16 protein-coding genes are annotated in these 23806 nt (G+C 55.5%); 6 read left to right on the forward strand and 10 right to left on the reverse strand.

The window, feature by feature from the left end:
- Window positions 1–20: 20 nt before the first annotated feature.
- Together QGH09_03005 and QGH09_03010 are read left to right on the forward strand one after the other, a co-directional pair.
- On the forward strand, window positions 21–317 hold the full coding sequence (locus QGH09_03005) for a hypothetical protein (GenBank protein ID HJO17155.1): 297 nt from the start codon (window positions 21–23) through the stop codon (window positions 315–317).
- Window positions 304–888, forward strand: coding sequence for a TlpA disulfide reductase family protein (locus QGH09_03010; protein ID HJO17156.1), 585 nt, complete (start codon window positions 304–306; stop codon window positions 886–888). Before QGH09_03005 ends, QGH09_03010 begins: the two co-directional genes overlap by 14 nt.
- Before the next feature lie 69 nt (window positions 889–957).
- On the opposite strand, the gene QGH09_03015 is transcribed toward QGH09_03010, so the two are convergent.
- The gene (locus QGH09_03015; protein HJO17157.1) at window positions 958–1530 is read right to left on the reverse strand and encodes a VIT1/CCC1 transporter family protein; all 573 of its coding nucleotides are present in this window, start codon (window positions 1528–1530) and stop codon (window positions 958–960) included.
- 155 nt (window positions 1531–1685) lie between these two features.
- Here QGH09_03015 and QGH09_03020 point away from each other — a divergent pair, with 155 nt between their 5' ends.
- Window positions 1686–3335, forward strand: a complete 1650-nt coding sequence (locus QGH09_03020; protein ID HJO17158.1) for a radical SAM protein — start codon at window positions 1686–1688, stop codon at window positions 3333–3335.
- Between the two features lie 526 nt (window positions 3336–3861).
- Here QGH09_03020 and QGH09_03025 read toward each other — a convergent pair.
- On the reverse strand, window positions 3862–5781 hold the full coding sequence (locus QGH09_03025; GenBank protein HJO17159.1) for a thiamine pyrophosphate-binding protein: 1920 nt from the start codon (window positions 5779–5781) through the stop codon (window positions 3862–3864).
- Between the two features lie 327 nt (window positions 5782–6108).
- Between QGH09_03025 and QGH09_03030 the strand changes: the two genes are divergently transcribed.
- Window positions 6109–7017, forward strand: coding sequence for a proline dehydrogenase family protein (locus QGH09_03030; GenBank protein ID HJO17160.1), 909 nt, complete (start codon window positions 6109–6111; stop codon window positions 7015–7017).
- Between the two features lie 295 nt (window positions 7018–7312).
- Here the strand turns inward: QGH09_03030 and QGH09_03035 are convergent, their stop codons facing one another.
- The 3 genes from QGH09_03035 to QGH09_03045 form a co-directional block, all read right to left on the reverse strand.
- The gene (locus QGH09_03035; GenBank protein ID HJO17161.1) at window positions 7313–8281 is read right to left on the reverse strand and encodes an aldolase/citrate lyase family protein; all 969 of its coding nucleotides are present in this window, start codon (window positions 8279–8281) and stop codon (window positions 7313–7315) included.
- A gap of 208 nt (window positions 8282–8489) precedes the next feature.
- A complete protein-coding gene (locus tag QGH09_03040) occupies window positions 8490–9872 on the reverse strand; it encodes an aminopeptidase P N-terminal domain-containing protein (GenBank protein HJO17162.1) in 1383 nt (460 codons plus the stop codon).
- Between the two features lie 17 nt (window positions 9873–9889).
- Window positions 9890–11356 carry a M24 family metallopeptidase gene (locus QGH09_03045; protein HJO17163.1) on the reverse strand — a complete coding sequence of 489 codons (1467 nt, stop codon included), beginning with the start codon at window positions 11354–11356 and terminating at the stop codon, window positions 9890–9892.
- 215 nt (window positions 11357–11571) lie between these two features.
- Between QGH09_03045 and QGH09_03050 the strand changes: the two genes are divergently transcribed.
- Both QGH09_03050 and QGH09_03055 read left to right on the forward strand, forming a co-directional pair.
- A complete protein-coding gene (locus QGH09_03050; protein ID HJO17164.1) occupies window positions 11572–12765 on the forward strand; it encodes a hypothetical protein in 1194 nt (397 codons plus the stop codon).
- Window positions 12766–12820: 55 nt separating this feature from the next.
- Entirely contained in the window at window positions 12821–12970 is a 150-nt protein-coding gene (locus QGH09_03055; protein ID HJO17165.1) for a hypothetical protein, read from the forward strand.
- A gap of 35 nt (window positions 12971–13005) precedes the next feature.
- On the opposite strand, the gene QGH09_03060 is transcribed toward QGH09_03055, so the two are convergent.
- The 5 genes from QGH09_03060 to QGH09_03080 form a co-directional block, all read right to left on the reverse strand.
- Window positions 13006–13305 (reverse strand): hypothetical protein, encoded by a 300-nt coding sequence (locus tag QGH09_03060; GenBank protein ID HJO17166.1) that lies wholly within the window; start codon window positions 13303–13305, stop codon window positions 13006–13008.
- 288 nt (window positions 13306–13593) lie between these two features.
- Entirely contained in the window at window positions 13594–15858 is a 2265-nt protein-coding gene (locus tag QGH09_03065; GenBank protein ID HJO17167.1) for a hypothetical protein, read from the reverse strand.
- A 335-nt stretch (window positions 15859–16193) separates the two neighbouring features.
- Window positions 16194–16691, reverse strand: coding sequence for a hypothetical protein (locus QGH09_03070; protein HJO17168.1), 498 nt, complete (start codon window positions 16689–16691; stop codon window positions 16194–16196).
- Window positions 16692–17211: 520 nt separating this feature from the next.
- Entirely contained in the window at window positions 17212–20289 is a 3078-nt protein-coding gene (locus QGH09_03075) for a hypothetical protein (protein ID HJO17169.1), read from the reverse strand.
- Window positions 20290–20420: 131 nt separating this feature from the next.
- Complete coding sequence (locus tag QGH09_03080) at window positions 20421–23528, reverse strand: hypothetical protein (GenBank protein HJO17170.1); 3108 nt, start codon at window positions 23526–23528, stop codon at window positions 20421–20423.
- Window positions 23529–23806 lie beyond the last annotated feature (278 nt).

A 23806-nucleotide genomic window follows, 5' to 3' on the forward strand; every position in this document is an offset into this window, starting at 1 on the left:
GCACGCTAGGAGAACGAAAAATGAAAAAACTTAATTGCAAGGCGACGGCTGTGACCGTTGGCCTATTCCTGGGAGGATGGATTTTTTTGGTACATATTTCAAACTTAACCTGGCCTGGCTACGGACAAGCGGCCCTCGATGTCATCGCTTCGATTTATCCTGGCTATCATCCAACTGCTAGTTTTGCTCAAGTCCTTATCGGCACCCTATACGGACTGTTGGACGGCGCAGTCGGCGGAGCCCTTTTCGCCTGGCTCTATAACTTGTGGGCCGATAAATTTGCAGGATGCATTCACTGCTCTCATGGTGCCGAGTGATTATGGTTCGATCTCTCCACCATTTACGCCTATTGCTGAGTTCAAGCCAACAATGACAATGGAAATGAAAAAAGTCTGTCTGATTGCGATCTGCGGAATGATGACTCTTGCTATCACCAGAGACGCCACGCCTCAATCAGTAGCTGAGGTTGGACAAACTCCTCCACCGTTTTCACTTTCTGATGAATTTCAGGATCTGCATAGACTAGAGGATTACCTAGGAAAACCGATTATCCTCTACTTTACCCACAACATGTGCCATTACTGCACGCAAGTGATTGCATTTCTAAAACGTGCACAAACGAGATACCAAGGCACCGATCTTGTGATTTTGACTATCAATGTTTGGGCAGACGAAGGCGAATTAATTAAACGCTATAAGGAAGCATACGACCTTCCGTTCCCTATGCTGGCTGGCAAGAATCTGAACTTGCTACGAGATTACGAAGTCAATTATGTGCCGATAATTGTCTTCATTAATCGCGAAGGATTGGTTCAACGACTTTATCATCACTACATACTGGAAACAGACTTCTTAAAAAGTGCGTCGGCCATCGTCGAGGGCAAATAATGGTGAACCCGCGCTCGACAGGTGCCCTCCCTGGCCACCCGTCTTTTTCAATCGATTGACTTGAATCCACTATTCATTTTGTAGAATCCACGCCACACCTGAACCGGTGCCGTAGGCAACAAGAGCTACCAGGCTTCCAAGGCAAAGCATGATTGTTCCGCTGATCCACCAGCGACCAGCAGTCACGACCGTTTGAGCCGCGCCGATTCCAAATTGGACAGCCAGGGCACAGACGATCGCCACTCCAAAGCGGTCTGATAAATCAGGGACGAGATAGGGTACAAGTGGAACTATGCCGGCGCCGATGAAGGCCAGCATGGTGGCGAGTCCATGACGTATTGGCTGGGATTCTACCTCGGGTTGATGTTGACGCTCTAATGCACTTTCACGGGCCCGAATACTGAGGTAATTGCCGACACCCATTGCGAGCCCATCCGCAAGAAGATTTGCGAGGCCCACAATGACCACTGCTCGAGCCGACAAAGCTCCACCGGTAATACCAGCCACGACCGCAAAGGTGGTCAGAACTCCATCAGTTCCTCCATAAACCAAGTCAGCAACGTAATGTTGCAACAACCCATAAGCGTCCTTCGGTTCTTTATGCAGACAGAGACGTTTCGGGTTCGGGTGTAGAGTTGTCACGAATATTCTTCTCTTGCTTGAAGATGCAAGACATTGTTGTCAAGTCTTAATTCAAGTTGTATGACATTCGTCATAGGAAATTCGAAGATCGCTGGACATGCTTTTCGTTAGTTGAATTTTTTTCACCAATTCAATAACCTACCGGAACTCTTCATATGACCACAGCACTACATCCCAAAGGCACAAACGCCAAAATACTTTTAACCTCGGTCTTTGGTCCGTTTGGGCAGGATGATGAATACGGAAGCCGGGCAATTAATCCAATGGAGCTGTACCACAATCAAGTGACGAGAGAGCAAGGGCCATTTTCATTACGAATGCATCATCGGTCATGGGGGCTAATGCTCATCCAGGAAAATCTTTCAGCGTCTTCGACACTTCTTGATTTTCCTGATCGCGCTCGCTTCATACAGGAGATAAGAATCAAAGACTATGACATTGTAGGGATCTCTGGAATTATCGTGAATGTGGGAAAAGTCCAGGAATTATGCCGCTTGGTGCGCTTACACTCACCAACTTCAACCATCGTGGTTGGCGGACATGTTGCTGCCATTCCAGGTGTTGAACAGTTGCTTGATGCCGATCATATTGTGAAGGGTGAAGGCGTTCGTTGGTTTCGGGGTTTCCTCGGCGAACCACTTAATCGCCCTATTAAGCATCCCGTAATTCCGTCGTCTTTTGGATTTCGCATTATGGGTATTAGAGCACCAGCTGGCGGCGGTAATCGCGCAGCGACGATTATCCCTTCAGTCGGTTGTCCCATGGGCTGTGATTTTTGCACCACTTCAGATTTTTTTGGTGGAAAAGGTAAATTTGTAAACTTCTACCAACGCGGGAAAGAAGTGTTTCAAGTAATGTGTGAAGCCGAAGACCAGTTGGGCGTTTCATCTTTCTTTATTATGGATGAAAACTTTCTTCTGTATAAGAAGCGGGCCCTTGAATTACATCAGCATATGAAGACGCATGGCAAAGCCTGGTCTCTGTATGTGTTTTCGTCAGCCAACGCTATAGCAAAATACTCAATGCGTGAGCTTATCGATCTTGGGATACGCTGGATTTGGCTGGGATTAGAGTCACCAAATAGTGACTATAAGAAATTAAAGGGCATAGATACGCAAAAACTGACGAAGGAACTGCAAGAGCATGGAATTTCGGTGCTTGGATCAACGATTGTCGGTCTCCCCCATCATACTCCCGAGAATATTTCCCAAGAACTTTCGCATGCAATAGACCACGACGTCGATTTTCACCAGTTCATGTTATATACGCCGATGCCTGGGACGCAGCTCTATATCAGAATGAAAAAAGAAGACCGCATCCTAGACAATCTCAATCTTGCCGACATTCACGGCCAAGACAAATTCAATTTTCAACACCCAGCTATTTCTCGTGAAGCCTCAAAAGAGATCCTTGATGACGCATTCCGACGTGATTACGATTGTAATGGTCCAAGTCTGTACCGTTTAATCCGCACGAAGTTCAATGGCTGGGTGCGGTATCATGATGATGCGGACCCGCGTATCCGAGCAATGGAAGCTATCCAAAAACGAGGGTTCTATGGCTTCGGCATCGCTCTGTGGGTAATGGAACACTATCTGCGGTCTTCACACCCTTCAGTTAGCCAACAGATCCGTGCACTTCGCTTGGACGTCGAGCGTGAAATGGGCGGTTTCAGGGCATTGATTAACAAGGCCCTTGGACCGATACTGTTGTGGATAGCTCAACGAGAGGGGCGACGCTTTCCGAAAGGTCGCCGCCTTGAACCACGCACCTTCCTGAATCGAGTCCAGTCAGAAAGCCAATAGCGTTCTTATTCCAAACTGCCGAAACACATTCTTCATTTGTCACAGGAGGAGACGTAAAAAGCCCTAATGCTATTAGAGGTGTCAGAGGGTTGACACTCCCTGTGGAGCCAGCAACTCCAGAGTTCCATGACCACCATCCCCACGCAGAGGCCGACCGAGAACACCAGGCCCAAGAGCAGCAGGACACTCAGCGTCATCGCCGCCCCCGCAGTCCGTCGAGGGCGAGGCCAACAACCCACACCATGCCAATGAGCAGGAGCGTAGCTATTAGAAAAAGGGCGGCAGCGAGGTGGTCAGTCATGCGTTCCTCACGCGACTAAGTTCGCTCCGCAGCCATGCGATAAACTTTGTGGCCGATGACTTGCCCCCGACGTGGAACTGGATAGGCGTCTCCAACGCCCACAGGTCACAAGGTGGACCCGGCCTCGTACAGAGTGGTCATCTTCCAGCCGTAGATGGATGCCGATAGAGAAGGGACGACCCCTTTCTCTATCGCCACGATTTATGGTGACTCAAGCCGCGACTTCTAACCTTCGCCTTGGGTCATACTCCTAGCACTTTCACCAACACTATACTTGTGGTGCCATGTTGATGAGGCTCCTCCACCCATTCGACTAACCGCGACGTCCAATACATAGGGTTTTCCGTCACGCGTAGCTGCTAAACCACGCTTAAGAGCCGCAGATATGTCAGACGGTGAGGTTACTCGTTCACCACTCACCCCTTGCGCTTCGGCTAGCTTCGCAAAATCAATATCCGGATCGCCTAAGTAGGCTCCGTGAAATTGATCAGCGTCTACCATTCGTCCTTGGTAACGATAATAGGCACTTCGAACCATTTGGTAATTCTTGTTATTCCAAACAATGGTTAAGACAGGAATCTCATAACGTCCCATGGTCCAGAAACCAGATGAGGAATACATAACGGCTCCATCGCCGATATTCAATATTACCTGTCTTCCTGGTGCGGCAATTTGTGCTCCAGCCGCAGCTCCCACACCCCAACCGAGTGAACCTGCCTTTGTCAACAGAAGCTTCTCGTTGTCTCGATAACCGTAGTTGTGAAAATTTTGTCGACCAGTGAAATTCTCTTCAACAATTATCGCATTCAGATCGGCAGCTTGAGCAATCTCGTAATCTAGGCGATCTGGATGGATCGCTGAATTATCAAAATTTCTTCGCGCTGCCTGTTTAACAGCATTTGTACGGCGAAGAACAGCCGGCTCGATTACGCCAAGACGCTCTTGACGAATCCGAGAAAGTCGTTCACCTGTCGCCATTGATTTCACAGAATCAATTAACGAGCGGATTGTTTCACCACAGTCCGCAACAATTGCAAGGTCCAATGGCTGCGTGCGACCCATATCATTGGTGTCCATGCCGATCGCAACGTATTGGCCGCCAGCCGCAGTGATCGGTTCATCAGGAATACTCGACCCTCCTGGATCACGTGCACCACACTGAATCATTAAATCCGAGCGACCATTTTCATATGCCTGATTTCGACCGAAGCTTCCCGCGACATACTGGGAATGACTGGTGGGAAAATTTTGAAACGCGCGTTTACTCGAGGAGACTGCCATGCCCAGAAGTTCGGCTAACTCGACGGCGTCAGCCTGTGCGCCACTCTTCCACACTTCATCTCCGAATCGAATTATTGGTCGTTTCGCTTCAATCAACAAGCGACTCAAGGCCTCAACCTTGTCGGCTGCTGGGCGAGGTTTCGGGTCGTACATGAACTTTTCGCCAGGCCAAATCCGCCCAGACACCCGTTCCCTTAAGCCGTTGCTCGAGTAGGCCACGTAGACCGGGCCGCCCGGCGCCGTTGAAGCCACCTTGTAGGCGCGGCGAATCGCGGCTGCTCCGGACGCGCCCTCACGCACTTCCCAGGAAATCTTTGTGAATTGTTTTGGGATATCCGCTTGAGTGAATCCAGGGCGGGGCGCCAAGCCCATGTTGTCACTGAAGATCGTGGTGTCGCTCATCCCAGCAGTCACCACCAACGCTGAGCCGTGGAAGTGCGAGTTGTACAACTGCCCGCCGGCTTGGGCCGTGCCCACCGCTGCGTGGATGTTCACGAATGCCGGCTTCTGCGTGACCTTGTGGTATCCATCGGCCATGGCGATGACGATGCCCTCGTGGAGGCCCATGATGAGTTGGAGGTCTGGCCGGTCGGTTAGGGCATCGAAAAAGGCTGTTTCCATCGAGCCAGGGTTGCTAAAGATGAACTTGGTGCCAGCTGCGCGGACTTGCTCCATCAGCAAATCACCGCCACTTCCCGTTTGATTGTAAAACGTCGGATCGTCGGGAGCTTCTTGGTTGTCCACGTTGGCTGCTTCAATCATCGACTGCGCGGCGCTAGCCGTCAGACCTGTGGCAATAAGTCGTTGGAAAAAATTTCGGCGCGACAGATGCCCGTCAAAGTATTCTTTTAATAGATTTTGCATAATTATTGCCCAGATCTTCTAACCATTCCGTCAGAGTTATTTGAATGAGAAACCACCACTTTTCCACCTCAAGAACCCTAACGGATAAGCCTAGGCGATTCGTATGACGACGATCATACGAAAGCGATAAGAACAGTAGGGTTTCTACGCGAGTAAAGCGTGCCGCTGTCTTTTTGGGGGGAGGGGAGGGGGGGGGGATCAACAACTGAGCCACATCATTGCACTTCTAAATGCTTTATGATTTCTAATTAGAATAGATTGTGTTTGGCGAGAGGCAATGTGGACTGTCACTACAGCCGATGTTGCATAACTAAGGATTCGACGTTTATGTCGCTCTTCGATCGATTCATTTCCTCAACCCTCCCATTTATTCCAAAGCAAGTTGTTCGTGCTATTGCAAACCCGTACATTGCCGGTGAGACGATCGACCATCTTTTGACGGTTATCGAGCAATTAAATGCAGATGGATACATTGCTGCAGCCGGCATGCTCGGCGAGTTTATCGAGGATCGCACTGCGGCGACTGAGGTTGTGGGCGAATACGAAAAGATACTCGCTGCGATTCAGCAACAACGGTTAGATAGCAATATCCATGTCAAGCCGACTCACCTCGGCTTGAAGCTCGACAAAGAATTCTGCTATCAGAACATACGAGTACTGGTGCAAGCCGCCCGTGCGCGCAAGATGTTCTTGCGAATCGACACGGAAGATTCGAGTTGTGTCGACGACACGTTAGATATTCATGCGAGGCTGCGTGAGGAGTTCGATAATGTCGGCGCTGTGGTGCAGGCTAATTTGCGGCGCAGTCCATCCATTGTTCGAGGGTTGTCGAAGATCAAGGCCAATGTCCGTTTGTGTAAGGGTGCGTATATCGAGCCAGCCGCAATTGCGTACCAAGAGCGTAAGGCCATTCAAGACAACTACACGTCGTTGTTGGAGGAACTACTTAGCACCGGCTGCTATGTCGGCATCGCTACCCACGATGAAACACTTGTTCGGGAAGCCTTCCGGATCATCGATCGCTTAGGCTTAGACCCCTCTCAATATGAGTTTCAGATGCTTTTGGGCGTGGGAACATCACTGCGCCGGAGCATTCTTGAGGCAGGACATCGATTACGTGTTGCTGTGCCATTTGGCCCTGAGTGGTACCCGTATTCGATACGTCGCCTTCGAAGCAATCCCATGATCGCGAGGCACGTGCTGAAAGCAATGCTGAGTCGAGAGCGGTGGGCGTGAGTAACTTTTTCTGTCAGTTGTGCGTCCCTGTGACTAGCTCTGAAACTTTTTGTCAATAAAGACAAGCCCTGACCAAGGGACGGTGCGCGGTCACGCACCGTCTTCTTTTTGCAGTTTACTTAGATGGAAACTGTGGGAGTGGAAATAACTTAAGTGAGCGCACTTTGAAGACACGCTGGTAGCGTGAATGTGGTTTCGGTAACGGAGAAGGCAGTCAGTCAGGCCGCCTTACTTCGAACGCGATGTCGGATGCGTTGGGCTGTGAAGGCTCCAAGCTGCTCAATGGTATGAAGCCTCACCACGGCATTGTGCGAGTCGTGTACTGTCTACCCACCTCAGCCGCCTTCTCATTGGCCGCGCCAATCATCACACCCTCATCGATCATCGCTTCGACATCATCGGGCCGCACAACATTCAGAAACGAGATGCCGGCGGCCTTTGTTGCGGCAAGCACCCGAGTCCGAGCATCGGCGAGCACCTTCGGCCAAGTGCCATCGGCGTTACGCGATAAACCGAACGACATGCTCATGTCACCGGGTCCCCACTCCGCAAACCCCAGTCCAGGTACCTTGGTGGTCACCTCGGCGTACTCAAGCGCATGACGATCCTCGATCTTGACCCCAAGCAGAATTTCACCCTCCGGATTGAGTGGCCAAGGATCGGCGACGCGCAGGTACTCGGCCGGCGAAATACCCCAGACCCGCGCCGGGTGACCCGCTGCACCGCTTCCCCGTAACCCTTCTTCAAGGCCATTACCCACCGCCTGAGCGTGCATTGGAAACCGTGCGGCCTGGACGAAGGCACGCACCGCCTCTGGTGAGCGTGCATGAACGAGAAGGACGCCGTGTACACCGGCCGAGAGTACCTGCTCAACCATCCAGGCGTTTGCCCGAACCGTTGACGCATCAACACCGGCCACGGGCAGTACACAGATGACGGCTGGCGTCCGATGACCACTCTTCGTCGGTCCACCATCTGCTAGACCGCGCATGAACTCGGTCAACTCGGACACGTTGAATGCACTGTGCTCAAGGTTATAGGTGATGTAGTCGGCCCAGGTCTTGGCCAATTCCATGCCTTCATCGTACCCGCCACCACTAATCTGCGTGTAATAGATCGGCTGCCCTCGCTCAAGCAGCTCGATTGCCTTGTTGATCCGTGTCGGCGCCGCTGGCGCTACCGCCAACTGCGAACCGGACAGCCAGACGTACACGCCAGTAATGAGGAGTAGCGAAAAGGTCCCGACCCTTGTCACGTGCAGCATGGAGAATCTCCTTGGGTAGCACCATGAATTCTACCGCTGGCTGGGGGCGGGTTCAACACCGAGAGTCCGCAGCTAGCACCAGCGACCCAAAAGCGATAAGGTCGCCTATTTTCTACGGTATAAATTGCTTTCGAAAGTCTAAGACTCCGCCTTGAATGTTCCCGGTTTGTGTCGAGCAGTGCTTTACCAAGCACGTGGGCGGAGGTCATCAACGTCCCTCTTCCCAAATCCCCCTCTGAGCCATGAGGGCCTCTATCTCGTCAGGCTCAATTGGGGAGTGTTCGGTGAGCCACTCGTGCCCATCCTCTGTCACAAGGATTACGTCCTCGAATCGAATCGAAAAGTCCTCTTGAGTTACTCTCCACTCGATGACGAAACACATACCTGGCTCCCAAGGAATGTCGTAGAAACCCACATCGTGAATCTCCATCCCAACGAAATGTGAGATACCGTAGGTTCCTGTCACATCACCCAATCCCGCCTCGGTCATGAGCCTATCCTTCAGCGCTTGGCTTTCGGTGAATGTCCCACCTGGCTTCACCGCAGCGATGGTCTGTTTTTGGATGCGCGTCACAATTTCGGCGACGCGTCGTTGCTCTGGGGTATACCTACCGCTCACCGGAATGGTACGGCCGAAGTCCGAAGTGTAGTGAGCATACTCAGCTCCGATGTCGTAGCTGATCATCTGGCCATTACTCACGGGCCAGGGCCCGAGCCGAGGACGGATCCCGATTGGCCAGTCCCGGCCTCCGCTCCGCACTGGCACACCCGGACCAGAGGGAGTAACGTTGGTCCGAAACGAGGGCACTGCGTGTTCGTACTCGAAGGTGAAGTTCACGATAGCGGCGATCTGCTGTGTGGTCATCTCCTCTCGGACTGCCTTGGCCGACTCCATAAACGCTTGAACCGTGATGTCCGAGGCTTTCCTGAGAAGTTCAATCCCAGCTTCGTCGTGGATCATCCGCAGGCGGTTCAAGATGTCCGATGCGTCTTTCACCTGCACCTCCGGCGAGAAGTATCGGAGCCGGTTCGCAATATCGAGCCGCTCTGGAGGCGTCGCTGCTAGGTTCAGGAAACGCTGGTAATTGAAGTAGATATTCTTCTCTTCGCCTAGGGCCCGCGATAGGTCAGTCGCAACTGGCTTGACACCACGTTGATGGGTCCGAAGGAGGGAATAATCAGTGATTCCGTCGGACAGGTGCTCCATAAAAAGCGCGTAAGGATACACATGGGCCATACCTGTCTTCTCCTGAATTCCGTCCAGGTCCTGGGAGGTGTAAAGAATCTCTCGGTAGGTCTCGGCGTCAGGAGCTAACACCAGAGCTGACTCCCAAGCATCGGTCCCTTCCAACCCCGTCAGATAGATGAAGTCGTGGAGGTCCGAATGGTCCACGAAGAACTCGTAGATCCGTTCCTGGTCCTTATGAGCAGCTACGATGACGGCAATACCACCATCCATGGCTTCAAGGAATTTTTCCCGGCGTTGTCGGTGAGTTTCTTTATCCGGGGGTTCATAAGCCCGTTGGGCCTCCAGCGAAGTCGCCACCACCAAGGTCAGGGCTAGAATCAAAAGTAGGGGCCTTCTTCTCATGGTCAGTTCCTTATCCTTCAGCGGATCACGTACCACTCAGTCTGGTACGGCCGAAAATAAATGTAGCCACTCGTAGTTAGATAAGCGTCGTCTTCCATGGGTATCGTCACCGTACCACCGTCATATTCCGGTACAGCAGTGGTCGCACTGAATTCAATGGAACGGTAGGCACCGTCGCGGAGGTAAGAATCTCCTTCGGGTGACGTTGAGCCACTATAGCCATAGGTCGGAGAGGACAGGTCCATGTCACGGGCATTGATAGACGGTCCTAGGGCATGACCGTGATAGCCGATGGCGTGAGAGTAAAGGCTCGGCAGGAAATCCACTCCTTCGAGCTTTCTCGTTATAGCCAACGTAGCCTCCCAACCAGTCATTCCAGGCCGAGATTCCGACGCGAACGCTTCATGTACGAGGTTTGCGTTGCTGAGTGCAATCCGGAGGCCCTGCGGCACAGTCTGTTCGCCTTCGCGCAAGATGTAGGCCACTTTCTGCCAATCACTGGCGAAGCCTAGATAATCAAAGCCGCAGTCCAAATGTATGATGTCTCCCCGCTGAAAAATGAGATCGTCCGGGGCGGGATGCGAGTACGGAATCATGGTGCCGGTTTCCGGATCGAAACGCTGGACCGCTACGTGGATCTCGAACCAGGGCTTGCCACCCACACCTAACTTGGCCACCGACTCTTCAAAGAACCATTTAATGTCCACTGCCCGCGTCACACCAAGGGTAATGACCTCGTTCGACAGAGCCGTCTGCGCAATCACGTCGGTGGCCAGCACCAAAGACCGGTAAGGTTCAAGCTCACTTGCGAGTCGAGTATCAAACACATCCTCAATCAAACCGGCGGCCGAAACGAATCTTGATTCGGCCTCACGACCCATCGTCTCCACCAAGAATTTGTAGCTGTCGTGAGTAATGGTGCTGTCATGACCGCGGGCCCCACCCATATTCAACCCGATGGTTGCAGGCTCGTAGCGCTCCCACAGTGTCAGTAGGCCAGCACGAGTGTCCTGGATGTTTCGAGCATTTCGCGAGACTGGCAGGGGCTCAAAAAATCGACGGTAATCCGCAGTCGGCCTCCAGTAGTCCGAGTAGCTCGCGAGCCCATCTTCTCCGGCATCTACAAACACCATCACGTCTCGACGGCGCGTGTAGTGAAGTGGCGGCGCGACATACTGGGTCACGGGGTCAGGGTGGAATTCCTCGCTCACCACGATCCACATCTCGATTTCGTGCTCCCGCATCATGTCAAGGAGCATCGCGCGCTTCTGCTCGAGCCAGTCAAGGCGTAGCTCATACTGATCGCGTATCCCGAGCAACTCAGGCATCGCCGGAATCACGCGCCCATCAAACAGTTCAACCGGGTCGCTACCAGTGTCCGTGTGTGTGCGTTGGTGGGGTTCCTGCGGCGTGCACGAGGCTATGCTCAGCACAACAATAGCGCTCGCGGCAAGGCCGATGTGACGTCTATTCCAACCAGTCATGCGATTCCTCCGACGCCTATTTATCTAGAGTCGTGCATTCTACCGCCGGCCGGTAGGCGGGTTCAACGATCGGGTTCACGCTTCAGGCGGATGGCCCGATGCCCCACACAGCGGGGGTGACTGGACGTAAAACGAGGTGTGCAGCATAATCACGCTACGATGTCGATGCAACACGTCGGGATTACGGTCCGGTCCCAAGCCGATGGAGAAGACTGATGAAAGCGAAACCATTCCTCGCGGTGACCCTGTTGGCGCTTATCCTAGCTCTGGCCGCTAGTGAAGCTCTCGTACGTGAGAAGGCAGAGACTATGCAAGGCAGCATGGTCGAGGTGCCCTTGTTCGAAGTTGACCCCTTTTGGCCCAAGCCACTACCGAACCACTGGCTCCTGGGTAACGCCATCGGCGTCGGAATCGATTCGCGGGATCACGTTTTCATCGTGCACCGACGGCAGAGTCTGAATCCCGGCAACGAGGGGAATGTTGGAGAGGGCCAACCGGACGCTGAGTGCTGTGAGGCGGCTCCTAATGTCCTCGAATTCGACCCTGAGGGCAACCTCGTTGGCTCCTTTGGTGGCCCGAGTAACAACGATGATTACACGTGGCCCGCCTCTAACCATGGTCTGCAGGTGGACCCGAAAGATAACATCTGGATCGGAGGGAACGGCCAAGGCGACTCCCATGTCCTGAAGTTTACTCGGGACGGCCGTTTTTTGATGCAAGTGGGCGAGCCTGGACAGGGTGTGGATTCCAACAGCAATACCCACTTCTCAAGGGTCACGAAAGTCTCTTTCGACCAGAACGGGGATGAAGCCTTCATAGGGGACGGTTACGGCAATAAGCGGGTTGTGGTGGTGGACTCCGATAGCGGTGAGTTCCTTCGCTACTGGGGCGCTTATGGAAACCGGCCGGACGATGCGGACCTGGGCGCGTTCGATCCTGATGCACCGCCGGCGCAGCAGTTCCGTGGGCCCGTCCATTGCGCCGAACCCTCCAATGACGGTCTGGTCTACGTCTGCGACCGAACGTCGAACCGGGTGCAAGTCTTCGAACAGGATGGAACCTACGTCAACGAAATTTTTGTCGAGCCCCGGACCCGTAGTGCTGGCTCTACGTGGGAGATTGCCTTTTCACCTGATGAGGAGCAGCGCTTTATGTATCTGGCCGACGGTTTGAACCGGAAGATCCATGTGCTGGATCGGAAAGCCCTTGAGGTGCTGTACTCCTTCGGGGACGGCGGCCGGCAACCCGGGCAGTTCTACGGCGTGCACAGTATTGAGACTGATTCCAAGGGAAACATTTACACCACCGAGACTTGGGAAGGAAAGCGTCTCCAGAAGTTCGTTTACCGTGGGATGGGTAGGGTCGAAAAGGGGTCGAATCTCGCTGAACTCTGGCCCACTCAGGACTGAGTGACGCCTACTGCAAGGCTAATGCTACTAAGTCCTAACGCCGATAACGTTTGGCGTGGATGTTCTGAGGCTTGCTGACCTTATCAGTGAGGCGTTTGCCTACATCGCTACTCTCTGGCGAAAACAGGGCAGCTATCTTGCGAGCCGTCCGTTTATAGGGGAACGCGTGAGTGATGCGTGGCTGGCACGTCATCGTGACGAGTGAACCAGAGGTTCATGGCGTAAGGGTTTTCCGAGCCTTTAGCCAGTAAAGGCACCTTTGAGTCTCGCGAACCAGCCCTCGCTCCCACCTGACACCTTATACACCTCAGTCCCCTCTCGGACACGCTGCCCGACACGAATTCCTACCTCGGTTCTAGCGGATGCGGTTTCGACAGCAGCATGGTCAACCTGCATCGACTTGACCTCCTGCTGAAAGTCAGCTCCGTGACCAAGGAATCGTAACCTATCCCCTATCGTGACGCGCCCAGTAAGCGCAACGATACCGACTCGAGGCTTACCAAAGTAATGCGTAATCGTTCCAATCTGACGCTCAGCCATAACATCACTCCTTTGTTGCAGTCGCCCACCGGGCAGGCGTGACTGCGCGGTCAGCAAACACTGCAGTAGGGACGGTCATTTCCGACTTGTTATTACGGTTACTGCGGGGAAGTCCCCTACCCTCCCCTAGCGAAACAGTACGGCGGCCGGTCATGGTGTTCCTCAGATACCGACGACGATTTTGATGAATGGCCAGAGTCTATCGCTGACCGGGGGACTGATTCAATAAAGGATTTTCAGCTCATGTTGATACATGCACTTCCAATTCTCGGGCAAGACGGACTGGCTTCAGCGCGTTGGTTTGACCGTGCCCGGAGCTGGGATCACGCGGTCGCACATGGACACAAATGTTACGACACCCATGGCCAGATACCCAATGACGATATGGCGTGGGTAATACACCCAAACCTGATAGAACACGTGGACACCGAGAAAGAGCAGAGGGACAAGTAACAAAAGGCGAGGAATATTTCGTGGGGAGGCGTCCCGAAAAAAGACCGTCACAATCGCAAGTAGCCACAATACTTGGAGTCCCCGCGTGACGGGCACAAGGTCGCCCCCTTGCATCATCTCCTGACTGCGGATGTCACCAGTCTGCAAGATCCCATCTAACTGTCGCCTGACAAGCGTGGATGTGTCCACATCCCAGCCCGACTCGATGATCGTGACGGGCGATACGAGGAGATTCTGCGGCATTGACGCACTTGTGGTCGTTAAGACAGGCTGGCCACCGTAGTATAAGTTGTGCGCAAGCGGCAGTAGGGATACCACTAAGGCCGCTGACATTCCCCAGCACAGGTGACGCCACCCTCGCGTGCGTGCCCAGAGAAAGTAGCATCCAAGCATCCACATTAACGCTGGCGCTTGGTTGGTCCGAACAATGAAGGCGAGCCCGACCAATGCACATCCGAGCATCCGCTGTCGAGAGAGCGGTGACGTATAGAGCATCGACACTGTGACGGGAAAAAGGACCCAGGTCGGATACTCAGAGGCACCTGACTGAAAAAACGACGTAACGCTACTGAAATTCACCAACAAGATCGACAGCACAGCTGCGCCGCCCGCAACCGCGCCGCGCCAAGTACGCGGAAGCCCGTGTGGCGTGAACAGCCAACACATCCACAAAATGGCAAAGTTCAGAGCAGTTCTCGAAAGAATGACAGAACCCGCATCACCATCCCCCAGCAGCAGGTGCTCAACGAACACGAGGTAGCGGAACATCGGCTGAAAATAGAACACGTCGGTGCCGCCCTGGAGTGACCATGTATCCAAAATGAACCGTGCCTGTGATTGGTACATCAACCAATCTTCCCCGCCTCCCCTCAGGTAGACCGTGGCTAGGTTGGGCCACTCGCGCCACGTGTCGCTGGCCATTAGTAACGTGACTCCGAAGTAGGAGGTAAGCAGCAGGCGGCGACGGTGGCGTCGGGAAAGAAGCACCAGGCTCACAAGTGCAGCTGCGGCGCCGAGAACGTAAACGCTCGAGCCACGTACGAACAGCTGGGGTACGGGAAGCCATGAGGTGAGCGGTGCTAGGAAGCACACAACCAACCCAAGGAAACTCCATCGGCCAAGCAGGCTCACGTAGACGAACACGAAACTGATCGCAAAAGCGATTACGACCAGATCAACAACACCGCTCAAAATTCTCCAGACTAACGGCGGGCCGACAGCGGACACCAGATGACCACTTGATAGCGACCCGCTAGGAGGTCCAGACCAGACCCGTAATGTCGCGTAGGGTCCGTGCTCTGCGCCATCACCGATCCGTGAACCGTCGTCGAATCGATAGGAGAGCACGATCGGATGTGACCCAGGCGACGACACAGGCACGGATACGGTCACTGGTACGCCATACTGGGGCGGAAGGGGTATGGACCGACCTTCCAGTTGCAGCTCTCCCTCACCGACATACCTGACTTGCAGGCTGTCTTCTGCCATATCGAGCGTGCCGAGCCACGTCGCGCCGAAGGGTACGCGGAGGCGTGGCACATCACCCTGCTGGTAATAGTTGAACCGCGTCGAGTTCAGAAACGACAGATTCCAATTCTGAGCGGTTGGCGGCTCAGTCGGGTCCCACCACGCAGCAAAGTCAATGTTTGCGTCCACGCGCGTAGCAGTAAATCGATAGAAAGGATTCGCAAATGCTTTCTCACACGACCCGGTGACAGGGGTCTTATCGAGAGCGTGATAGCAAGCCGCGAATCCCGCATAACTACCGAAACTGAACAGTAAGACTTTCAGGACAACGGCAATCAGTCCGAGACCCATGAGCACCAACGGCGCTACAGGTGTTACTTGTCTCAGTACACGGCCCCAGAGCCGGCGGGCACCACGCGAGACTAGAAACGGTCCGAGCACAAACAAGAGACCGAACTCGACCGAACTGCTCAACGGGATACCGTCGAAAAAATGGTAGCCAGCAGACGGAATGACAAGAAGCGCGACGGCAATCGATGCCAACAGGCCCATTCCAGGCGAGAGCGGCGTCGCAACTACCCGCCTGAGTCTGAGGAAATAGGCGTTGAACTGTAGGAGACGTGCTGACGTCATCGCGTTAGCATCCTCTGGTCCCTGTCAGGGCTGGAAGAAGCATGGGAAGACAGGCACCTCCACTCAGCCATAAATATAGGAAGCCTAGGAGGGCGCGGCTCAACGTCGACCATAGGGTTCCAATGATGCCGGCGGTACGAAAGAAGAGTCAGATTCTACCGCTAGCTAATGACCGATTCAACGCGTGCGCAGCATCTACAGAATTCTTATCAAAAAAAAGGGCCGATCATTCGATCGGCCCTTCGGTGGTGCGAACACATCCTAGCGCTGACATAGAGGAGGCTTCTGTCAGCACGACGATGAGTCGCTCGTCGAACCCACACAAGACAGCTACCTCATAATTCCTCAGCTCCGGTGACCTCACCCTCTGCCGGTTCAGCTACATCATCTTCCGATTCTGGCGGCGGGCCTGCATGTCTACCCCGACCCGGTCGCGGACCACCCATCTCGGCTCGCTTGGCCGCCTTCTCAGCCTCCGACAACGCATCCCATTCAGCTTTTCGCCGCTCCATCTCAGCTTTCCTTGCGGCCTTCTCAGTCTCGGTCAGCGCATCCCATTCGGCCTTCCGCTGCTTCATCCCCGGTCGTGGGCCGCCCTGTCTGCCCGATGGGACACCCGGTGTCGCGGTAACGGTTGTGTCGGCGCTATGAAGCTGCACCTGGCCACCACCTGCACCTCCGATAACCGAGGTTGGCGCAAAGGCCGACCTCGTCGTCTTTTCGCTGCACCCAGCGATAACGGCAGCTATCACAAAACTAGTAGCAGCCAGAAACAGCAGTCGTACCACCCTCGACTTCTGTCTATTTGGTAGGTCTCGCAATAGGCTCAACATCAAACCTCCTGTGAAGACTCTTCGATAAACAGCAAGAGCCAACTTCATTCCACATCACTCGGTGCTATATATAAAGACGCCGGGAGGGACAAGTTGGTTTGCGGTTCTTCGATTAGTTCGTTTTTCAACTGACAACGGACAAGGTTCTCAGTGAGCCGGATACTCACTAAAGGCTGTCGAGCACGAAGGGCTAAAGTCCTGTCGGTGGGCGTGGGCGGGTTCGACGTGGGGGTTAGTGTGTGCCCTTTTGTCCTCTTTTTTTCATCAACCGCCCTTACGTATAGCAGCTTCTTAACTTTTTCATCAGCAAAGACGGGCTATGACCATTCCTGACTAGCGGTGGCACACGCCGGCCCTATACCTACAGACGATAGAGGGCGCAATCTTATTTGTGGTTCTTTAACGAATCCGTTTTTCAACTGACAACACACGAAGCCTTCAGTAAACCAGATGCCCACCAGAGACTGTCAAGAAAGTACTCGAGCCAACCCACATTAGTCCCTAGTAAACATTCACCCTGTTAGGAGCGGATGGTAATACGTCGTATTCCATTTTGCTCCACCGCTATATTTAGATTGGCTATCTCGTTTGCAATCAACTGATCAAGTTCCTCTACCAACCTCTCCAACTCCTGGGCATACAAATGGATCCGTTCGAGCTGGAAGGCGCTCGGCCCCTCGGTGTAGCTGTTGAGGTTACCGTAGAGTCTCGTCATACGAGCATAGAGCGGACGCGGTCTGACGCTGCCGAAGCCGCCACGCGCGAGCTTCCCTTCCAAATCGTCAACCTGTTCACTTACTGATTCGACCAGGCTCAAGACCGATTCGGGAACCTCGACGTCCTCCAGTGATTCGGCGAGCGACCCCAGCTGTGCCTGAAAGCTCACTGCTGTCTGATGCGCCTCGTCGAGGCGCGCGACCAAGCCGCCAAGCTCGAGCAGCGCGTCCTGCTGCGCCTGGCGATCGGCCGCCGGCACGTTGATCCGCGGGTCGTCAGTAACACGCACCGTCTTGGTCCCCTGGCTATCACCCGCCGCGACCCGAATAGTATAGGTGCCTGGCAGCGCCCGCGGCCCCGGCGGCGAGCCGCCAGACGCCAACGGCGGCTCGTGTCGCAGGTCCCAGTTGATACGGTTGAGACCCGCCAAGCCTGAACTGGTCAGTGTGCGGATTGTCTCGCCTGCCTCACTCTGGATCGTGATCTCGACGGCATCCTCTCCGTTGAACTCATCATTCAGATAGTAATGAATTAGCGCACCCTCGGGCGGATTTGGGGCGATGAACATCTTGTGACCGGTGTTGCCCTTATGGTTGAAAATGCGATAGGCAACCGCATCGCGGATGTCAAACAAATGCAGTTCCGACGCGAGTACTCTCTCGCTTAGCTGCTCGAGTGGTGTCATGTCATCAAGCACCCAGATGCTCCGGCCGTGTGTGCCAAGAATGAGGTCGTTCTCCCGCGGATGGATCGCAATGTCGTCCACGGGTACCGTCGGCACCGGCCCCTTGATCTGATGCCACTCTTCACCCCGATTGATTGTGATGTAGGCACCGAGCTCACCGCCAAGCACCAGCAGGTTCTCGTTTCGGGGGTGCTCACGAATGACGTTCATCGTGTGGCCGTCGGCCAGGTTCGACGCGATCGAGCGCCAGCTGTCCCCATAATCCTCGCTGACATACACGTAGACGCTGTAGTCATCACTGCGATGACCGTCCATCGTGGCGTAGACCCTGGCATCAGCGTGATAGGACGCCTGCACCCGGCTGACGTAGGTTCCCTCGGGCAAGCCTGGAATCATCCTGGCGACTTCCTGCCAGGTTGCGGCTCCATCCTGCGACACCTGCAGATTCCCATCGTCCGTCCCGACGTAGAGCACGCCTTCATGCCGGGGCGATTCACTGATGGAGATAATCTGGCCAAAGGTGGAAATCCCGTCATGGCGTGACGGCGTATCGTCTGTCACTTCGACGCCCATGATAGGCATCTCGTCCCGGTCCTGATTCTTGGTGAGGTCGTCGGTCCTGTTCCATGTATCGCCGCGATCGGTCGACTTGAACAGCCGGTTGCCACCGTAGTAAATCGTCTGTGGGCTATGCGGCGAGATCAAAATCGGGCTGTTCCAGTCGAAGCGATAGCGTTCGCTCTCGTCCTCCGGCTCGGGCCGAATCGGTTTCCGTTCGGTCGTCTCCAGGTCAAGACGCGACACGTTCCCGTTCTGTGACTCCACGTAGATCGTCGTCGGGTCATTCGGGTCTACCTGCGTGTAGAAGCCGTCACCGCCGCCGACCCGGACCCAGTCTTCGTTGGTGATGCCGCGCCGGTAAAGTGTCCGTACCGGCCCGCCCCAGCTGCCGTTGTCCTGTAACCCGCCGTAGACGTTGTAGGGCGTTTCCATGTCGTAGCCAACCTCATAGAACTGGCCGAGCGCCATGGTGTCTACGAAGTCCCAAGTTCGCCCACGGTCGTAGGAGTAATGCACGCCACCGTCAGAGCCGGCAATCATGTGATCGGAATCGACTGGATTGATCCAGAGCGCGTGAAAGTCGCCGTGTATTGTCTGGACCCAGTCACTGACGAACGTCTTCCCGCCATCCTGTGAGTAGAACATCCGTGCACCGGCTGCCCAGATGCGCTGATCGTTCGAAGGATCGACCCGAATCTGGCTGTAGTACATCGGCCGTGGATTCGTATCGCTCATTCGTGTCCACGACTTCCCACGGTCCTCGGACCGAAACACACCACCGTCAGCATTCTGCACAAGAGCGTAGACGATGCGCGGGTCAGAGCGGTAGATGGCGAGACCGATCCTCCCGGTGATGCCGTCCGGCAGGCCATTGGTCAGGCGCACCCAGGTCGCCCCGCCGTTGGTTGTCTTGTGAATGCCGCTCCCCGGTCCTCCGCCGTTAAAGCCGAAAGCGGTTCGGCGCCGCTGGTAGGCCGCCGCATAAAGCGTCCCCGGGCTAACCGGGTCCATCACCACGTCGATGAAGCCCGTGTCCTCGTCGATGAACAGCGTGTTCACCCAGGTTTGCCCGCCGTCGGTGGTCTTATACAGTCCACGGGCCTCATTCGGACCCCAGAGATGACCCGTGGCCGCGACGTAGGCGACCTCGGGGTCATTGGGATGAATAACAATGCGCCCGATGTGCAGCGTGTCCTCGAGCCCAACGTGTGCCCAGCTGTCGCCCCCATCGGTCGACTTGTACACCCCGTTCCCCCAAGACGAGCTCTGACGATTGTTCGACTCCCCTGAGCCGACCCACACGATAGACGGGTCGGAGGGCGCGACCGCAATGTCCCCGATGCTGCTGACTGGCTGATCGTCGAACACAGCTTCCCACGTCACACCGTTGTTAGTGGTTCGCCAGACCCCAGCCGAGGCCGTAGCAAGGAAGACAATGTTAGGGTCCGACTCGACCACGGCAAAATCATCGATCCGGCCGCTCATGTTCGCGGGACCGATATTCCGCCACTCGAGCTGTTCGATGAAGCCCTCCACGGACTGGGCGCTTGTCGACTGTGCCATAAATGGGCACGCGAATAGGAATGCGAGGCAGCCGATGATCTTGCTAAGACGAGCGACGCTCTGTTGACACATGATGCATCCCCTCTCTTGCTACGTAACTGAATCCCTGAATGGCACATTCTTCCATATCTAGAAAGACGGCGATACCGGTAGACGTTCTTCACCGAAAAATCCGCCCTCAAGGCTAACCGCCACGACGAACGTCAGCGTCTCTCGAACGCCTGCCAACGGGCGAGCGTATCCCTCAACGCTCGCTCGGCACCACCCGCGGCCTCTACGACCTGCGAGGTCGGGCCAACGTCAGCTCCTTCGACGATGCCATAAAGCGTACCGAGGTTCCCATTTAGGAGTCGAAGGCTGGACTCCAGTCCTGCTGCCTCCGCATCGAGTTCCGCATTTCTGGTGTCAGCACGGAACGCTCGAACTTCCTCCAGCGCATCGAAGTCCTGCCGAAGCAGTCCGTGGAGTCTGGTCGACAGAGCAAACTGACGTTCGAGCTCGGCCGTGGACGTCTGGACACGTGGGTCCATCTTGACGATGAGCGGTTGGGACTGCGAGCGGCCGTTGACAGTGAGCCTAACCATGTAGCGGCCTGGCAACACCGATGGCCCCACCGGAGATACCGGGGTGTTGTATGCAACGGCCGATATTGGATAGCGCAGTCGCAGCACGGCGGGTCGCGGATAATGCATATCCCAGACGAACCGATGCAGGCCCGCGTCAGCGGATAGCACCTGCAGTGGACGTGGCCAATACTCGGGCACGTTCTGACCCTCAAGCGGCGGCTCGGGTTGATCGTCGCTCGAGTAACGACGCACAAGGACGCCCTGGGCGTTCAGAATCTCAAGGGTGACCGGGTCGTGAGCCTCGCCGGCCAGGTAGTAGTGAAGGATGGCACCGTCGGGCGGGTTCTCGCCGGCGGGCTCTTCGGGCGGGGGGGGCGTATCCGTGTATTTGTTCCAGCGAAATCGCCAGGCCTGCTGGGGCTCAAACAGATGCACGCCCCTCGCGACAATCTCGGGCGTGATCTGCCGTAGTGGGGTAATGTCGTCGAGAATCCAGAATCCACGTCCATGCGTTCCAATCACAAGGTCGTTATCCTTGATGATGAGGTCACGAATCGAGGTTGCCGGCAAGTTGAGACGCAGCGACTGCCAGCGTTCACCATCGTCGAAACTCACGTAGACCGTCTGCTCGGTCCCGGCAAAGAGCAATCCCGGTCGCTGGGGGTCCTCGCGAACGACGTTGACGGGGCCACCGACAGGAATGCCGCTCGTGATGTGCGCCCAGGTACTGCCCCCGTCGTGGGTGCGATAGATGTGCGGCCGGAGGTCGTCGAGCCGCAACGTGTTAATGGCGGCGTAGGCGGTGTCGACATCTGTGTGTGACGCATCCATTACCGAAACCTTGGCCCAAGGGCCGAGACCCGGTGGGGTCACCTCCGTCCATGCGGCGCCGCCGTCACGCGTGACGTGTATCAACCCGTCGTCTGTGCCGACCCATATGGTGTTGATGTCAACGTACGACGGCGCAATCGTGTAAATGACGCCGCGTCGCGATGGTTCAGCCGACGGCGTTCCCCGGTACTTGCCCACCACCTCCGGAACGTTCCAGGTCTCGCGCGACAGATCAGGGCTGATTCGATCCCAACTCTGCCCGCCGTTCCGCGTCTTCCAGAGGGTGTTAGAAGCGAAGTACAACGTGTGGGGGTCGACTGGAGAAAAGAGAATCGGCATGGTGCGCACGACCCGGTAACTCTGACCACGGAGCGGCTTGGGAGTGATGTCTTGCCGCTGCCAGGTGCGCCGGTCGAATCGAGTCACCCGACCGCCGTATACAATGTCAGGGTCGAGTGGATCGGGCGCGACATAGCCGTACTCCGTTACGCCCACTGGGGTCCAATCACGGTAGGTGATCGCGCCGAAGTCGCTACGGCTCTTGACGCAAGCCGAACCGCTCTCCTGCTGGCCGCTACAGACCCGGTACGGAAACGCGTTGTCGGCAGTCACGTGATACATCTGGGCCGTTGGCTGGTTGTACCAGGAACTCCATGTCTCGCCGTCGTTGACCGTGACGATCGCACCCTGGTCCGTAGCAATTAACATAATTTCTGGGTGGTCGGGGTTGATCCAGATGCGCTGGTAGTCGTCGCCCCCAGGTGCACCACGCGGCGTCATGAAAGTTCGACCGCCATCGGTCGACTTCCACACCACGATGCTACCGGTGAACACAATGTCGGGGTTCTTCGGATGGACTTTGACTTCGGCGAAGTCGGAGCTGCGTTGGATAACCCGCGGGTCATCATTAATCACGTACCAGCTCTCGCCCGCATCGTCGGACCGGTAGAGACCGCCATTCTGACGCGCCTCCACCGTGGCGAACATCCGCATGCGGTCGCTTGGCGCTACTGTAATGCCGATCCGCCCGAGGCCGTCATCCTCAAACGTTGGGAGCCCCTCGGTGAGCGGACGCCAAGTGTCCCCGCCATCGGTCGACTTGAAGATGCCGCTACCCGGCCCGTTGAACACCCCGTTCTCCCAGGGGGCCTGTCGGGCTTCCCACAGCACGGCGTAGACCGTTTGCGCGTCGGTCGGGTCGAAGATGAGATCGATGCCGCCGGTGTCCTGGTCTGTGTATAGAACCTTCTGAAAGTTCTGGCCCCCATCCATTGAGCGGAAAATGCCGCGTTCCTCGTTCGGCCCATACGGATGACCGAGGACAGCGACGAATAGTCGGTCGGAGTCGACCGGGTCAACGATGATCTGGGGGATCTGCTGACCATCTCGTAAACCGAGATGGGTCCACGTGCGACCGGCATCTGTGGACTTATAAATTCCATCGCCTGTCGACAGGTCGGGTCGCTGCAGTCCCTCGCCGCTCCCCACGTAGATAATATTTGGGTCCGACGGCGCCACCGCAATCGCGCCGATCGACCCGGTGGGCTGGTCGTCGAAGATTGGATCCCACGTGTGCCCGAAATCGGTCGTTCGCCAGACACCGCCGTTAACGACGCCGATGTAAAAGACGTTAGGCTGGCTCGGGATCCCTGCGGCCGCCTTGGTGCGGCCGCCCCTAAACGGGCCGATCATTCGCCAGCGCATCTTGTCGAAGGCGTCTGACGCGTACGTTTCAGTGGTCGCCTGGCTTGCCGCGATTGGCGATGTCCCACCCGAAAGTGCGATGAGGGTAACCAGCAGCAATAATCCAATTCCCAAGAGTTTTGTCGCGCTTCTCGGGCGTTTGGGAGACTCTAGAAATTCTGGCGGGGCTTGATCCCAACTACGCCAAATCCAATAATCCTTCAATCCCATTGGTGCGCTCCTAAATACAGTCAGCGGTAGAAGGCGATCCTACACCCATATCATGGTGACATACGCCCGACGCCCAGCCCCCGCATTGAACGTGCCACCAACCAGCGATAGACTCTAGCCCTCCGCCCACATCGGCGGTGGCAGACCGCATGTAAGCTGCGCCCACCTCGGAGCTCATCCGAGTGGACGAGCCCGTGCTCTATGGCAGTTCAAGTGAACTCCGCGATTGACGTCGCTCCCGTCGAGGAGGCACATAGGTGAGTTTGGCTCGCAGCGCG

The sequence above is a fragment of the Vicinamibacterales bacterium genome, from assembly GCA_036012125.1.
In the GTDB taxonomy this organism is placed as follows: Bacteria; Acidobacteriota; Vicinamibacteria; order Vicinamibacterales; family UBA823; genus UBA11600.